Genomic DNA, 15,399 nt, shown 5'->3' with positions numbered 1-15,399 from the left:
ATTGGATCATATTAAATTTTATTTAAATGCCCTTAGTTGATTTTAATTTATATCAGATTAAGGTTAACTTTGGCGATGAACTAAATATGGAATTTTTTATTTTTTTGAATGATTTGGATCCGACACCTCCTCTTGCTCTTTTCGTTTTTTATCAGTTGTTATGGCCATGCACAGGTGCTACAAAATGATACCGAAATAACGATTCGTTCCAATGGCGAAAAGAAGGTCGAAAGGACCATTAAAATTTATATTGGTAACCCTAAAATGGCTAATATGACTAATGTGCGTATTCAGCATTCCGTGGATCACCCCGTAATATTGGATTATGCTTTTGTGTATAATGCCAATGGGGAGTTGGTCAAGAAAGTCAGTAAGAAGAACCTCATCACCAAGTCGGTAAACTCTTCATCAAGCTTTTATCAGGATGATCTCGAAACGTCATTTTCCTTGTTTTGGAATGCGTATCCTTATACCATAAAATACAAATATAAACAGAAGTTTAATCAATATATTAACATCGCCTATTGGGACCCCGCACTATACTATGGCGTAAAAACGATGAAGGGTTCCTTGACGGTTCATATGCCTGAAGATTTTGGGTATCAATGCGAGGTGACGGATTCTGTAAAATCGACCAACGAGGTGGTTGAAGGCCTTCGAACACTGAGGTGGGAAGTAACCGATCGGCTATTGCCCATGCCTGAACTTTTTGGTGTTGATCCAGGTGCACAGCAGGCGACTGTCCACCTTACCCCCGACCAATTTATTTACGGTGGCGAGGCAGGAAGCCATCAAAGTTGGGGCGATTTTGGGGATTGGATTACTCGTCTAAATCATTATCCAGCGCCCTTCGATCGCAGGGAAGCGCATAAGGTGCGTTCGATGATCGACAGTTGTAGTTCTGCCCGAGATAAAATTCGCGTTTTGTACCACTATCTGCAGCAATCTACTGTTTATGTCAATGTTTCGATTAAGGAAGGAGGGCTGAAAAGTTATCCCGCAAATTATGTGGTGAAAAATAAATATGGGGACTGCAAGGCATTAACCACTTATATGAAAGCAATGCTGGCTCAGGTGGGTATTCCTTCTTATTACGCCCTGGTTGCCGCTGGAGCGCAGCAGCCTGAAATTTCTACGGAATTCCCCAGTCAGCAATTTAATCATGTGATTTTGTGCGTACCGATGCAGAAGGACACCCTCTGGCTTGAAAATACCTCCACGACCTCACCATTTAATTATCTCGGAACTTTCACACAAGGCCGTTACAGTTTATTGGTTGATGGGCAGAACAGTAAACTCGTCAAGACTCCCGCGATTAAGGGGGAGGATGCCCGAAATGAGGTGCAGGAAACCTTTTCTCTTGATGAACAGGGGGAGTGGCAGGTTGCTGCGGAAATCATCCTGCGGGGAGGTGCATTTGAGACGGTCAATCATTACTTTAAGAGAGGTAAAGTACCACAGTTGGAGACTTATGTAAAAAAGAGGCTCAATCTCAAAATCAAAAAATTTGCACGTTGTGAAGTGGCCGACAGCCCACAGGATGCCCACTTTATGAAAGTGCTTTGTACTGCGAAAGTACCGATGCCTATAACTTCAATTGGGGAATCGAAATATCTGCGTCCGCCAAAGCTATTATTGCCTGCCTTTGAAGTGCCCTCGAAAAGAGATCGCCCCGTGCTGTTAAATATGCCTATCGAGGAACAGAGGACATCCGTTTATCAACTTCCTGAAGGGGAAGAATTAACCGCAGCATTACCAGAAGATTTTATCAAAGAATCAAAATATGGGCATTTCCACAGGAAGTATCATGTTACAGCTCGTCAGTTGGTGGTCGAATCTTCTTTAGCAATTTATCGAGGGAAGATCAGCTTAACAGATTACCCTGATTTTTATGCTTTTATCAAGTCAATTAACAAATACCAACAATCCACTTATCTTAATCTGTTATGAGGAATTATCTGTTATTAATATTTTACTTTTTTGTACAGACTTGTTACGGACAGTCTGAGCCTGAACTGACCGTTCGCCCTTTTGGGGAGATTAAGATGGCTGAATTGGAAATGACGCAATATGATGCTGATCCTGAAGCCAAAGGGTTAATTTTATTTGATGAAGGAACGGCTCGATTTGTTGATGGAAAGCTTGGCTATGAAATTGAATTCACACGCCATAAGGTGGTGAAAGTGTTTGATAAACATGATCTTAAATGTACAGAAGTGGAGATTCCCCTTTATCTTTCTGAAAAGGGGTATAAGGAAAAGGTGGTTGAGCTGCAAGCGGTAACCTATAATCTGATAGAAGGGAAAATAGTGCCTCAAAATTTGGTTGGAAAGCAGGTTTATATGGAAAAAGTCAACGACCGATGGATCAATCAAAAGTTTGTTTTTCCTAATGTTCAAAATGGGGCGATCATTGAGTATGAATATACCGTTCGGTCGCCATTTATGTTCAACCTTCCAAATTGGAATTTTCAATCGGAATTGCCGACCCTTTACTCGAGTTATTGCGTGCGGTTAATTCCTGCCTACGAGTATGTTTACTGGGGGCAAGGGATGAAAAAATTTGATATTGTAAAAACGGAAACAGGCAAGAAGACAAGGGTTCATGGTAGCTACTCCAAACACTATGGCATGGCGATGGGCTCTGGTTATGAATTCACGGATAACATTCAAACCTTCGTGAAGGTGAATGTGCCTGCCATGGCGGAAGATATTCCTTATTTAACTTCGAGGAATGATCAGATCATGCGGGTCAATTTTCAGCTAAGCAGAGTAAACTATGCCAGTGGCCAGCATCAAGAGATCATTACCACCTGGCCAAACATGAAAAAGGAGTTGCTTCAGGAGGACAGGTTCGGTAAAATATTGAATAAATGGAAGCGTCCATGTAAGCAAATCCTGGAAAATGAGCTGCCCCTTAGCGCGGAAAACCCTGAAAAAAAGGCGCAGAAAATTATTGAGTATGTTAAAAATAATTACCGATGGAATCATCAGTTCGGTAAATTTGCTACCCAAAGCCCGAAAGAGTTACTGCAAAGCAAGACAGGAAATTCAGCGGATTTAAACCTGTTTCTGATCTCCTTGCTGAGGTCTGCCAAGGTCGAGGCGACCCCTGTTTTGATCAGTACACGACAGCATGGGGCGATCAATCGGGATTACCCTTTTCTGCATATGTTCAATAATGTGGTGGTGTTGGTCAAGACGGACCGACTGATCATTACCGATGCTACCGACAGGTCTGTTGCTTATCATCATTTACCCGTGGAATGCATTAATGCGCAGGGTTTGCTGGTGGACGATCAGGCGGAAGACCAATGGCTTCAGTTGAACCTCGCTGCGGATTATCAGGAGCGAACAATTGTGGACATTAAACATGATGCCGAGGCCGATTCCTGGAAAGGTGTTATGACCAAGTTATATTTTGAATATGCCGGGGCAATGGCAAGAAAAGAAATAGGGGCTGATGAGGCAGCAGGTAGCGCGTATTTCGAGGATGATTTTGAGCAGATTGAGCTGGTGAAAACTCGAGGCATAAAAAAGACAAATAAGCCGTTTACAGTCTATATTAAAGGGGAGGTAGAAGCGCAGCAGATCAATGAAATGGTGCTTTTTGATCCCTTCCTGAATCAGCCGATACGCGAGCAGCTGCTCAAGCAAGAAAAAAGGGACTTCCCCGTGGATTTTATCTATCAGATGAAAGCTTCTTTTACGTCAACAATTCACCTTCCTGAAGGGTATCGATTTGTTGTCGATACAAAAGATTTAAACATCGATACGCCTTTGTTGGTGGCTAATTTAAGTTTTGATTACACCACCAATAAGGTGGTGGTGCAGGGAGATTATGCATTCAAAAAAGATCAGTACAGCGTGGAGGAGTACGCAACGCTTAAAGCCCTGATTGATGATGTGTTGAAGGGTTTCAGTCAGAAAGTAGTTTTGGAACGCATCAAAATTTAAGGGGTTCATGCTGCTACAATCCTCCAAATTGTCGTTGCGAAATTTGAGATTAAATACGTCCTTATTCCTGAGCGCATAAAATAGCCCCCTTACCATGATCGGCAAGGGGGCTACTTATTTATAGGCGATGGATTAAAAGCTGTTCCTGTTAAGGATGAACTTAATGCTGTTGTTCAAAAACGGGATAATCCGTATAGCCTTCTTCACCACCACCATAGAAAGTCGCATGGGCATTGGCTGCCCCTTCATTCAGTGGGTAGTCATGCTTGAATCGATTGACCAAATCAGGATTGAAAATAAACGGCTGACCAAATGCGACCATATCGGCATAACCTTTTTCCAGTAAATCAGCAGCCTTTGCTTTGGTGAGTTTTCCTGCCACCATAATAGGGTTCGGGTACAGCGCCCGAACCGACAGACGATAATTTTCATCCACTTCTTCATGTACAGAAATGTTCTCCGACAGGTGGACATAAGCCAGGTTCAGCGGTGCAAGGGCTTTCAGCAATTCCAAGCTTAGGGTGCGCATTTCAGGGTCGAACACACCTGATCCTTCGGCAACAAAGGGCGACAGGCGAATGGCCGTTTTGTTCCCACCGATGGCATTTGCGACCGCCTGTGTGGTTTCTGCCACAAAGCGCATTCGGTTTTCGATCGATCCACCATACTGGTCGGTTCTTTCATTGGAAGAAATTCTCATGAACTGATCCATCAGGTAGCCGTGGGCGCCATGAAGCTCCACCCCGTCGAAGCCTGCGGCTATGGCATTTTTCGCTGCCTGAACGAAATCTGCTGTCGTTTGCTGTACCTCTGCGGTTGTTAATGCGCGTGGATTTTCCGTTTCGATCATCCCAAAACCACCTTCAGCTAACGGTCCGTAAACCTTGTCTTCAATTTTCAGGGCTGAAGCCGACACGGGTTGCAGGCCTGTTATTGCGCTATGCGAACGTCTGCCAACATGCCATAACTGCACAAAAATTTTCCCTCCTTTTTCATGGACGCGTTGCGTAACTTTCTTCCATCCCTCGATTTGCGCAGGGGTGTAGATACCAGGCGTCATGGAATAGCCGCGCGCCACTTCCGAGATGGGCGCACCTTCCGTAATAATTAATCCTGCTTCCGCCCGTTGCCCATAATATTTGGCCATGATATCATTCGGCACATCGCCTTCGTCAGTTCTTGAGCGGGTCATTGGCGCCATGGCCATTCGGTTGCTCACTTTGAAATCGCCAAAAGTGAAAGCATCAAAAAGCGTGGCTTTTTTTCCTGCCACCGCTTCATAGGTGGGGTAGTCGGTCAGGCCTTCGGCTGTTCCTCCAAAGAAAAGTTGTGGGCGTTGTGCATTCAACGGCAGGTTGTTTTCAAGGCGGTAAGGCAGGTCGGGATTGGCGATAAATGGGCGACCGAAGCCAACCATATCAGCATAGCCTGCCTCAAGTACCGCATTGGCTTTTTCAGTGGTGTATTTTCCTGAATAGATAATGAGGTTGTTGAAATTTTCGCGTAAGGCGGCTTTAAAGTCCGTAGGCATGAGGGGCGCATCTTCCCAGTCTGCTTCAGCAATATGGACATAGGTTACATCCATGGCATTCAATAATTTCACGGCCTCAAGGTAGGTGGTTTCAGGATGGTCATCCACGGTCCCGTTCAGGGTGGTGAGCGGAGCCAGACGCACGCCGACTTTCGTGGCACCAATGGCCTGAATTACCTCAGCAACCACCTCGCGCAAGAAACGAAGTCTGTTTTCAAGGCATCCACCATATTCATCGGTTCTGTTATTGGCCTGCGAATCAATAAACTGATTAATCAAATATCCGTTGGCAGCATGCAATTCTATACCATCGAAGCCCGCAGCCATTGCGTTTTTTGCTGCCTGTCCAAACTCCTTGACAATCGCCTTGATTTCAGGAATGCTCAATGCACGAGGCATGGAGTGTTGAATCATTTCTCCCGCTCCTTTTTCGGGTCCTGAATGGTCGGGGTCCACAAAAACTTTTACGCCTTCGGCCAGCAAGGCACTCGAGGATACTGGCGCCTGTCCGTTGGGCTGAAGATCGACATGTGAAATTCTGCCTACATGCCATAACTGTGCGAACATCAGGCCGCCATTTTGGTGTACCCGATCCGTGACTTTTTTCCATCCCTCGATTTGCGCTTCATTATATATGCCAGGTGTCCATGCATAGCCCTGACCTTGGGGGCTGATTTGTGTTCCTTCAGAAATGATCAAACCTGCAGAGGCGCGCTGACCATAATACTCGGCCATTAATTCGTTGGCCACATCTCCTTTCGATGCCCTTGAGCGAGTCATCGGTGGCATGACCATATGGTTTTTGAAGTTAAAACCTCTTTTGTTCAGTGCTTGAAACAATTTTCCTGTATTTGATTTTTGATCTTTCATGTCTTTCATTTTTAAGGTCAGTAGCGGTGCTATGGATTACAGTGTAAAAATAATGCCACAACCGCTATTATGAAAATAATATAAATCATACCTTAGTATCATAATTATAATAGTAAGTAGCGGTATGGTAAATTTTGAGTGGTATCGGACCTTTAAATCGATTTATGAAAAGGGCAGTCTGACTGCCGCAGCGGAACATTTGTTCATTTCTCAGCCAGGAGTGAGCCTGCATTTAAGTTCCCTTGAAGGGCATGTGGGGCACCCTTTGTTCAGTCGTGGAGGCCGAAAACTCAAGCCTACCGAGCATGGGGTACAGCTTTATCAGGCGATTGTTGAACCTTTGGGGTTGCTTGAGGCGGTGGAACGCAAATATCAGAAAAGTAATCAGCAGGACACTCCCTCCCTGACGTTGGGCATGTGTTTCGAGACTTTTCAACTGATGCTTGAGCGAAATTTACACCGCCTATCTTTTAATGTGATTCTGGAGTTTGGCGCATATCCTGCCTTGCTTCAGAAGTTGGATCAGGGAGTGGTGGATGTGGTGGTGAGCCCTCAGCCCTCGGAGTCTAAGGAGGTGGTTCAGGAAATTTTCGGCGAGGAAAAATTGGTGCTTATTGGCAGCAAGGGGGTTGATACGGAGGTGTTTTTTCAGCAATTTGAGCACTTGCCACGGGAAGATTTTGCCGATTACCTGAAAACGTTCAAATGGTATGCGCCCACGGGGACGAATGAACATTTTAAGCGGTTTTGGAAAACTAATTTCCGAAAGTCACCAGACTTCCGAGCGAATTATATTGTGCCTAATTTTAATTCCATTATTCGTTGCCTAAAAGAGGGGGACGGCCTGGCAGTGGCCCCAGATTTTTTGTGTCAGCAGGCATTTCAAAATCAGGATTTGAAATTATTATGGGCAGGGGACGAGCCGATCGTGAATCGGCTGCGATTTATTCATCGCAAGAAAACCAACTATCAAAAGCAGATTGATCAGATTAAAAAAGTGATTCAGCAGGAGTGGCAATTGAACGGCCAATCATGATGAGGCCGCACCGCTTGGGGAGCCCAGGCGGATAGTCAGGGCTTGTGTTCGAGAAACTGCCGCAATGCCGCTGCTTTAAATTTTCTGCCAATGGGTAAATGCTGGTCAGCAATCACCACTTCAGATTTAGTGTGGGACGCCATATTATTTTTATTGATGAGAAAAGAGCGGTGGATACGGACAAACTCTTTGGGCAGCCGTGCTGCAATGGCGGAGATTCTTTCCCGAGACTGGAAGGTGCTTTCAGCGGTGGCGATTTTCACATAATCATCCTGACTTTCGATGTACAAAATTTGGTGATAAGGCAGTTGAATGTTTTGTCTGTTGGCACGAATATTCAGCAATCCTTTTTCCTTCTTCTTGATCTCGGCTTTCAATTGCGCCATTTCTTGCGTATTTTTTTTGTACTGAATAAACAGGTCGATGAAGCTGCTGATAAAAACAATCAGGTAGAGGTTCAGGCTCAGAATAAAAATTGAACGCGCCTGAAGTCCCATGTTTTGAATGTCGTAATTGGCTAAAATGACAAAGGAAATCAGGGCGATCAGCATTTCAAAATATAATGAAACGATGATCATGTATATGAAATATAACCCAAAGCGAAAATATTGCGCTTGCAGTAAATAGCGCGGCAGGAGATAATGGTTGAAAAAGTAAGAAGTAGCCACCACCACAGGCAAAAGCATGGCGGAAAAATAAAAGGAAAGCTCAAAACTTGCCCATTGGTTTCCGAAAAACAGGGTCAGGAAGGTTAAAATACATGACCAGTAAAGGATTGATCTCAATAGTTGATTTTTCATGGATAGGGAACAAATAGGGGTTTTTGGGCCTTCAGGTGGGTTTTGTCGGTAAACGACCAATTCCCATCGGGATATGACCTTGCGTAAATGCGCTTGCTTTTCGTCCTTTGAATCAACAATGTTTTACTAAAAAATCAAAAAGTTATGATGGATTTATTTTACATGGGAGGCCCTTTGTTTATGGGGATTCTCAGTTTGATTCTTCTCGTGGTAGTGGGCTTGATGCTGGCGTTCGGCGGCTCGATGTTAAAAGGAAAACTGCTTCCTGATGCACAAATTAACCTTGTGAAGTCGGTAGGGCTTTTTGCACTTATCGTAGGCTTATTGGGGCAGCTGATTGGCCTGTTCAGTGCTTTTCAGGCCATTGAGCTTGGGGCGGTGAATGTATCTCCCGCTTTACTCGCAGGCGGATTCAAGGTATCGATGATCACGACCATTTACGGGGTGCTGATCTATGTGTTTTCCTTTATTGGCTGGTTTGGGCTGAACTGGTATTCGACGCGAAAGCTGGCGTGATGAACGGCTCTGCAATACGGCTTAATTCAGGGGGGCTAAATTTCGCCTGACTTTCTATGCCCTTCATATTGCACTGCTTTACAACACTTCATGCCGATTTTTAGCTAATGGAATGGTCAGTGCACGGCATCAACCGATGAGGGTGATTTCAGTGTAAAACGTCATCAGTAGATAAAATATGTGCCGATCATTTCAGGTTCCACCACCCCAAAAGTGCTATTGGAATCAGCAAAAAAAAACGCCCCTCTTCAATACTGAAAAGGGGCGTTGTCGTTTTGCAGATTGCCCATTCAGGCAATGGGTTTACTGTACGGCTTTGCCGTTGTATTCCCCTGTAAGTGTTTTCAGGAATGCTTCTACCTGATCAATTTCTTCTGCATTTAATGCACCTTTTGACTGGTAGGTGTTCATCATTTCGATGGCTTCCTTGAGCGTTTTCGCAGAAGCATCGTGGAAGTACGGAGCAGTTTGCGCCACGTTTCTCAGGGTTGGCACTTTAAAGTAATGCGTATCTTTTTCATCTTTGGTAAAGTTGGCATATCCGTGATCAACCTTATTAACATTTCCGCGGTCGGTAAAGTAATCGCCCGTCAGTCCAACATATTCAAAAGAGCGTCCGCCCAATGCTTCACCTGCATGGCAAGTGGCACAGCCTGCCTTTTTGAAGGCCTGATAACCTTTAATGGCCTGCTCAGAGATGGCCGCCGTGTTGCCTTTCAAGTATTGATCGAAAGGTGCGTTAGGCGTAATCAAGGTTTTTTCAAAGGTTGCAATTGCATCTGTAATCGTTTCCTGAGAAATCCCTGAAGGATAAATTTCTTCCATCTGTTGCTTAAATTCAGCGTCGGCATTAAGTTTTTCGACAATCTGATCGAAGCTCGTGTTTCCCATTTCTTTATCTGCGAGGGGAGGTCCTGCAGCTTGGGCCTGTAGATCGTGTGCGCGACCATCCCAAAATTGGGCAAGGTTGTAAGCGGCATTAAATACGGTAGGCGCGTTAATCGGTCCTTTTTGTCCTTTGATTCCCACAGAAACAGGCAGGCGGTCTACGCCACCTCGGTTAAGGTCGTGGCAAGAGGCGCAGGATACCGTATTGTCGGCAGACAGGCGCGTGTCATGATATAGGGCTTTTCCTAAGGCTACCTTTTCGTCATTCACCGCTGGGAAATTTGAAATAGGGCGTACAGGTTCATTTTTGAAAGTCTCGCTGGCGGTATTTTGTCCGTAATCTTTGGCTCTTGCTTCGGCTACCCAGTCGAGGATGGTGGCTTTTTCTGTTTCGTCGATGGCACTGCCGAGGTGGATCATTCGGTATTGAATCACTGGCATACTGCCTTCAGTAATGGCTTTCTCAATTTTGTTCAACACCGCAACAGATACGGGTGCTCCTTTTTCCATTTGCTGAATGGTATGGTCAAGGTTGAGGTGTCGGCCACCACTGATAATGTCTTTTTTAATGACCTGTCCTACACCAGGCACAGCGGCATATAGTGGTAAAGCGGCAGATCTGGAATGGCAGCTCATACAGTCATTGTCTTTAAGGACAGCCAGGGCTTTTTCCGTTTTGCTGTTTCCTGCAGCATTTTGGTGGAAGGTGTGGTCTTCTGATAAGTTTAATATCGTGATTGCAGCTATGGTGATGGCCACAAAACCTAATATGTACTTCTTCATAAAAATGTAATCGATGAGAGTGTTTATTATTTTTTATAAAGATATGATAAAATTTCTGCGTATGCGTAGCTGTTCATATATATAAATTATATGTATTATAATATTAATTTATATGCCATCACTTTGCTGATTTTTGTCATAAAATAATATGATTTTAACACCATTGAACCTCTTAATCATTTGAGTGGTGATTTGGTAAAAATTATTACGCTGAATTATATTGATTGAGGTTAAACATATAATATTAAAAATCACATAATTAATTATTAAATTTTTTTGTGTTTTTATGTATTTAAATGAATATTGCTTCAAAGAAACTTACCTGCTTCGTTACGGCTCTCGCAATTAGCGTACGACGATTAAATATTTATAATGAACAATAGGGTATGGATTAGACCCCAAGAGTTGGTCTTGGGAACAGTGATTGGCGTTTTTACACTGTCAATTTTGGTGATTGTGGGCTGGTTTTTCAGTATTCCCGAACTCCTTCAGTTGCATCCCGCTTTTGTGCCGATGCAATTCAATACGGCGCTTTGCTTTCTGCTTTGCTCCATCTGCCTCAACAATGGAAACCATTTTAACAGACAGGAAAATGTTATTCCAGTGATCATTCTCGGAATTACATCCCTGACGCTGCTTCAGTATATTTTTGGTATTGATCTCTATATTGATGAGTTCTTTATGGAAGCCAATATTGTGACCAATACCTCCTCTCCAGGGCGTATGGCGCCCAATACGGGTTGTTGCTTTATGCTCTTCGCCCTCACTTTCTTATTGCCAGAAGGCAGTATTCGTCAGCTTGAAATAAAGGGGGTATTGTCTTCCTTTATCTTTTGCCTTGGGCTGATTGCCTGTGGTGGTTATGTGCTGCAATTACCGAGTGCTTATGGCTGGATGAACATGACCCAGATGGCTTTGCATACTGCGGTGGGTTTCATGTTGCTGGGCTTTGGCATGACGGTTTATTTCATTGAAAAAGAGCGTAAACTGAAAAAAGCACTCAGTAATCCTAATAAATTATGGATGGTGGGCTATGCCTTCAGTATGCTGATTTTGATATTTCTGATTGATATGAATATCCCTTTGGGGGTAGCTGGAGGTATTCCATATGTGATACTGATTCTATTGGCCTGGTTTACCGCCAAGCCTAAATATGCGATCGTTCTCGGGCTGCTTTCCATAGTGCTTACGCTGATCGGATTTTTCTATTCTGCATCAAGTGGCCTGCCGCATTGGATGGCCATTACTAATCGAGTATATTCTATTTTGGCGATTCTGGTTGTTTCGGTCCTAATGTATATTATCAAACGAAAGGAACTGAAATTACTTGCGCTGAATGCGCAACTTGATGCCCGAATTTTGCAGCAGGAGGAGAAAGGAAAATTGCGTGATGAAAAGATCGATCAGTACAGTTTAATTGTGGCCAACGACCTGTTTTTTTCTTTTCATTCCATGAAGCAAAAAATGGGTGATTTTAAGGATGGCCATAAGAATTTACTTGGAGACGATGGGCGCCATAAAATAGAGGTGATTCAGCGTTCTATTCATAAATTGGAAGAAGTGATTTTCCGACTGAAATCCCTCTTCGCGACCAAAGTGGATCGAATAAAGAAGGTGAGCGTTCAGCAAATTATGGAGTCGGTAACAGCACAGCTTGCGCCTACGATTCAGGAAAATAAAGCCAATGTGCTTTTCCGAGAACTACCTGTGGTGGAAGGAAACGAAGGGGAACTTCGGTTGGTTTTCTATGAACTGATGAAAAACAGTTTAGAAGCGCATGTCGAAGATTTCCCACTCAATATTTGGGTGTCGTATTTGAAGGTAGATGATTTTTATCATTTTGAATTTCGGGATGATGGCATCGGTACCAGCGACGGCGGTGGACTTGGTGCGCCGATAGATGCCTATGGTAATCGGTCTGGTGATGCCGGCAGAATGGGCATTGGCCTGAAGATGTGTCAGCGAATTATGGAATCACACGGCGGGGAACTCTGGTTTGAAAGTGCGATTGGAGAAGGTACACGGGTGATATTTAAATTGCCTATCAAGCAGCATCCAGCTTCGGATTTAAAGGAAATCATTCCTTCTGTAAGTCCTGTGTTGTCTTAATGGCATGGCCGATAAATCCACATGATTTTTTTGTCTACAAGTCAAGAAGAGAAAAGAAATTTTTAAGGGACACTCAAAGTCTATCTATTTGGATAGACCGCTTAATGGTCTTTTAAAGTGGGCAGGAGCCATAGCGACATGCTCAACCCAATATCACAAATCGCTCTAAACTGTGGACGAACCATTGTCCAGTATTTGAAGGCTGCATCACTATACTAATTTTCACTTCATTAGTAGCCAAAAGCATTTCAGTATAGGCATAATGGTGTATCATGCCTATACTGAAAGGGCTAATTTATCTTACCTGACCATCCCCTCGGACCATCCACTTGTAGGTGGTCAGTGCCAGCAAGCCCATTGGGCCACGAGCGTGGAGTTTTTGGGTAGAAATCCCGATTTCTGCACCGAGCCCAAACTCTGCACCATCGGTAAAGGCGGTGGAAACATTGGCGTAAACCGCAGCGGCATCCACGAGTTTCAAAAAGTGTTCTATCTGTTCCTGATCTTCGGCGACAATGGCTTCACTGTGTTTGGAGCTGTATTTCTGAATATGAGCAAGCGCTTCCGTAGGGTCAGCCACCGTTTTGATCGCCATTTTGTAATCGAGGAATTCTGTTCCGAAAGTATCCTCCTGTGCCTGCTTTAGCAGTTCGGCAGGGTAATGCCCTTCGAGCTGTTCAAATGCTGGGGCATCTGCATAAATGCTTACACCTTCATCGGCCAGACCTGCAACCAGGGCAGGGAGGTCAGAAAGGCGACTTTGATCCATGAGCAAGCAATCCAGGGCGTTGCAAACACTCACTCTTCTTGTTTTGGCATTTTTTATGATCGCCTGCCCCTTTTGCAGTGTTCCTGAAGCAGCGAAGTAAGTATGACAAATTCCTGCACCCGTTTCAATCACGGGGATGTTGGCATTTTCGCGCACAAAATTGATCAGGTTCTGTGAGCCTCTCGGGATAATCAGGTCTACATAATCTCGTGCATTGAGGAGCGCCTTTGTGGCCTCGCGGTCGGTCGGCAACAACTGAATACAGTTCGGATTAATCTGAAATTCGGCCAATACTTCCTGAATAATTTTCACCCCAATGGTATTGGAATCTATGGCATCCGAGCCGCCTTTAAGGATACAGGCGTTCGAGGATTTAAAGCAAAGTGCAAAAACATCATAGGTAACATTCGGGCGTGCTTCATAAATCACCCCGATCAGGCCAAAAGGAACCCTCGTTTGCTGAATAACCATCCCTGCGGCATGTCGATTTTCAAGCATCACTTCACCAACGGGCGAGGGCAGTGCCGCCACTGAACGCATGTCGCTGGCAATTCCGCGGAGTCGGTCTTCGTTCAGCAACAAACGATCGTATTTGGGGTCGTCCTTGGCCATGCGCGCCAGGTCCTTCTGGTTTTCGGTCAGGATATTTGGAATGTGCGCCTCAATGCGGTCGGCAATGGCAAGCAGGATCTGGTTGATTTTCTCCTCGCTGAGCAGGGGTAAAATCTTGGAAGCCTGATGCGTCAGTTCAAACTGATGGTCAAGTTGATTTAGGGTGGTTTGCATAGGGTTTAGCTATTGGTTTCTAAATGTAGATAATCATAATGGATGAAGGGTTTTTTCTGAGGGCTCCCCAACATAGGCTTCAGTTTTTCACTTTCATATTGTGCCTTGCCGAGCCCAATCAGGTCTCCATCTTCCGTGAATATTTCCACCAGGTCGGCCTTCTGAAAGGCCCCTTCAATGGCGGTAATGCCCACGCAAAGCAGGCTGTTGGCCTGATGCTCATTCAGCAGGGCATCACGGGCACCCTGATTGATGATCACGCGACCTTTGACAAAACTCTTCGAATGCGCCAGCCACTTTTTGATGCTTTTGGATTTCTTCTCGCTCGGCACAAAGTGCGTCGAAATGGTGTCTTCCTTTCCGTTAATTAAATCAGTAATAATATCCTGCCTTGTGCCATTGGCAATAAACACGTCGATGCCCTGATCGGCTGTTTTTTTGGCAGTGGAAATTTTCGATTGCATTCCTCCGCGTCCGAGGGAAGAGCCTTCTGACTGTACGAAAGGGCTCAGGTCCTGTTCGTCCACTTCAGGAATTACGCGACTTTCGGCATCCTCAGGGTGTCCATCGAAAATCCCATCGATATTGGAAAGCAGCAGCAGGCTGTCGCAGTCGAGCATGGTGGCCATCAGTCCGGCAAGTTCATCATTATCGGTAAACATCAATTCTGTGATGGCAATGGTATCATTCTCATTCACAATCGGCAGGATGCCCTGTTCCAGCATGGCATTCATACTCGATTTCATGTTCAGGTAATGCTGTCGGTCGGCAAAACTTTCCTTGGTGGTCAGGACCTGCGCACACTGCACATCGTAGGTGCCGAAATAATCATAATAGCGGTTCATCAGTCGTACCTGACCAATCGCCGAACAGATCTGTTTATAAATTACGATATCCGTTTTTTTGACGGGTTTGAACTCGCCACGCCCTGCCGCTACGGCTCCTGAACTGATCAACACCACCTCGTGCCCCTGTTGCATCAGGGTGGTCATCTGATCTACGAGATGCGCCATTTGCGCTAAATTGAGCTTTCCATCCTTTCTGCTGATGACATTGCTGCCGATTTTAATTGCAATTCTTTTGCCTTTACTGCCCATGCTTGTTTGCGGTGATTTTTTTAATAAACTAAGCATTGAATTCCGAAATTCGTAATGGTTTGGCTGTTTTTTTTCATTCACTTTTCGTCATTGTTGTTTGTTCCGCTTGCGGGTACGATCAAACCTAAGTTGCGGCTATGGGGTTATTCAGATAATCAAGACAGGTTAATACGATGTTAGATTATCCTGATGATATTAAAATTCAGTGGTAAAGGACTGCGAAAATGCTTTTTTATGGTAGTTGGACTGTTATTTGTG

Annotated in this window: 10 protein-coding genes and 1 pseudogene; 5 read left to right on the top strand and 6 right to left on the bottom strand. The window is 44.6% G+C overall.

The window, feature by feature from the left end:
• Window positions 1-108: 108 nt before the first annotated feature.
• Window positions 109-1,950 carry a DUF3857 domain-containing protein gene (locus tag AABK40_RS14840; protein ID WP_338398463.1) on the top strand — a complete coding sequence of 614 codons (1,842 nt, stop codon included), beginning with the start codon at window positions 109-111 and terminating at the stop codon, window positions 1,948-1,950.
• Window positions 1,947-3,956, top strand: coding sequence for a transglutaminase domain-containing protein (locus tag AABK40_RS14835; RefSeq protein WP_338398462.1), 2,010 nt, complete (start codon window positions 1,947-1,949; stop codon window positions 3,954-3,956). Before AABK40_RS14840 ends, AABK40_RS14835 begins: the two co-directional genes overlap by 4 nt.
• 160 nt (window positions 3,957-4,116) lie before the next feature.
• On the opposite strand, the gene AABK40_RS14830 is transcribed toward AABK40_RS14835, so the two are convergent.
• Window positions 4,117-5,157 (bottom strand): alkene reductase, encoded by a 1,041-nt coding sequence (locus AABK40_RS14830; protein WP_421953321.1) that lies wholly within the window; start codon window positions 5,155-5,157, stop codon window positions 4,117-4,119.
• Window positions 5,158-5,229: 72 nt separating this feature from the next.
• Window positions 5,230-6,282 (bottom strand): annotated as a pseudogene (locus tag AABK40_RS14825) (alkene reductase); the annotation flags it as partial.
• 199 nt (window positions 6,283-6,481) lie between these two features.
• On the opposite strand from AABK40_RS14825, the gene AABK40_RS14820 reads away from it, so the two are divergent.
• A complete protein-coding gene (locus tag AABK40_RS14820) occupies window positions 6,482-7,393 on the top strand; it encodes a LysR family transcriptional regulator (protein ID WP_338398461.1) in 912 nt (303 codons plus the stop codon).
• Between the two features lie 35 nt (window positions 7,394-7,428).
• Here AABK40_RS14820 and AABK40_RS14815 read toward each other — a convergent pair whose 3' ends face one another.
• Entirely contained in the window at window positions 7,429-8,193 is a 765-nt protein-coding gene (locus AABK40_RS14815; protein WP_338398460.1) for a LytR/AlgR family response regulator transcription factor, read from the bottom strand.
• Window positions 8,194-8,337: 144 nt separating this feature from the next.
• Here AABK40_RS14815 and AABK40_RS14810 point away from each other — a divergent pair, with 144 nt between their 5' ends.
• Window positions 8,338-8,709: a MotA/TolQ/ExbB proton channel family protein gene (locus AABK40_RS14810; protein ID WP_338398459.1), complete on the top strand. Its 372-nt coding sequence runs from the start codon at window positions 8,338-8,340 to the stop codon at window positions 8,707-8,709.
• 303 nt (window positions 8,710-9,012) lie between these two features.
• On the opposite strand, the gene AABK40_RS14805 is transcribed toward AABK40_RS14810, so the two are convergent.
• On the bottom strand, window positions 9,013-10,380 hold the full coding sequence (locus AABK40_RS14805; protein ID WP_338398458.1) for a cytochrome c peroxidase: 1,368 nt from the start codon (window positions 10,378-10,380) through the stop codon (window positions 9,013-9,015).
• 372 nt (window positions 10,381-10,752) lie between these two features.
• Between AABK40_RS14805 and AABK40_RS14800 the strand changes: the two genes are divergently transcribed.
• Window positions 10,753-12,489, top strand: coding sequence for a sensor histidine kinase (locus tag AABK40_RS14800; protein ID WP_338398457.1), 1,737 nt, complete (start codon window positions 10,753-10,755; stop codon window positions 12,487-12,489).
• A 295-nt stretch (window positions 12,490-12,784) separates the two neighbouring features.
• On the opposite strand, the gene AABK40_RS14795 is transcribed toward AABK40_RS14800, so the two are convergent.
• The gene (locus AABK40_RS14795) at window positions 12,785-14,044 is read right to left on the bottom strand and encodes a glutamate-5-semialdehyde dehydrogenase (RefSeq protein WP_338398456.1); all 1,260 of its coding nucleotides are present in this window, start codon (window positions 14,042-14,044) and stop codon (window positions 12,785-12,787) included.
• Window positions 14,045-14,049: 5 nt separating this feature from the next.
• Window positions 14,050-15,141 (bottom strand): glutamate 5-kinase, encoded by a 1,092-nt coding sequence (gene proB / locus AABK40_RS14790; RefSeq protein ID WP_338398598.1) that lies wholly within the window; start codon window positions 15,139-15,141, stop codon window positions 14,050-14,052.
• Between the last annotated feature and the right edge of the window lie 258 nt (window positions 15,142-15,399).

The organism is Persicobacter psychrovividus, assembly GCF_036492425.1.
GTDB classification, from domain to species: domain Bacteria; phylum Bacteroidota; class Bacteroidia; order Cytophagales; family Cyclobacteriaceae; genus Persicobacter; species Persicobacter psychrovividus.
Note: the sequence above shows the minus strand (reverse complement) of the source record. Positions and strands in the feature narration are given on the sequence as shown.

Bases quoted from the DNA above. Each gene is read 5' to 3' on its own strand.
- AABK40_RS14840 (WP_338398463.1), top strand. From the start codon at position 109: ATGATTTGGATCCGACACCTCCTCTTGCTCTTTTCGTTTTTTATCAGT.
- AABK40_RS14835 (WP_338398462.1), top strand. From the start codon at position 1,947: ATGAGGAATTATCTGTTATTAATATTTTACTTTTTTGTACAGACTTGT.
- AABK40_RS14830 (WP_421953321.1), bottom strand. From the start codon at position 5,157: ATGGCGCCAATGACCCGCTCAAGAACTGACGAAGGCGATGTGCCGAAT.
- AABK40_RS14820 (WP_338398461.1), top strand. From the start codon at position 6,482: ATGGTAAATTTTGAGTGGTATCGGACCTTTAAATCGATTTATGAAAAG.
- AABK40_RS14815 (WP_338398460.1), bottom strand. From the start codon at position 8,193: ATGAAAAATCAACTATTGAGATCAATCCTTTACTGGTCATGTATTTTA.
- AABK40_RS14810 (WP_338398459.1), top strand. From the start codon at position 8,338: ATGATGGATTTATTTTACATGGGAGGCCCTTTGTTTATGGGGATTCTC.
- AABK40_RS14805 (WP_338398458.1), bottom strand. From the start codon at position 10,380: ATGAAGAAGTACATATTAGGTTTTGTGGCCATCACCATAGCTGCAATC.
- AABK40_RS14800 (WP_338398457.1), top strand. From the start codon at position 10,753: ATGAACAATAGGGTATGGATTAGACCCCAAGAGTTGGTCTTGGGAACA.
- AABK40_RS14795 (WP_338398456.1), bottom strand. From the start codon at position 14,044: ATGCAAACCACCCTAAATCAACTTGACCATCAGTTTGAACTGACGCAT.
- proB (WP_338398598.1), bottom strand. From the start codon at position 15,141: ATGGGCAGTAAAGGCAAAAGAATTGCAATTAAAATCGGCAGCAATGTC.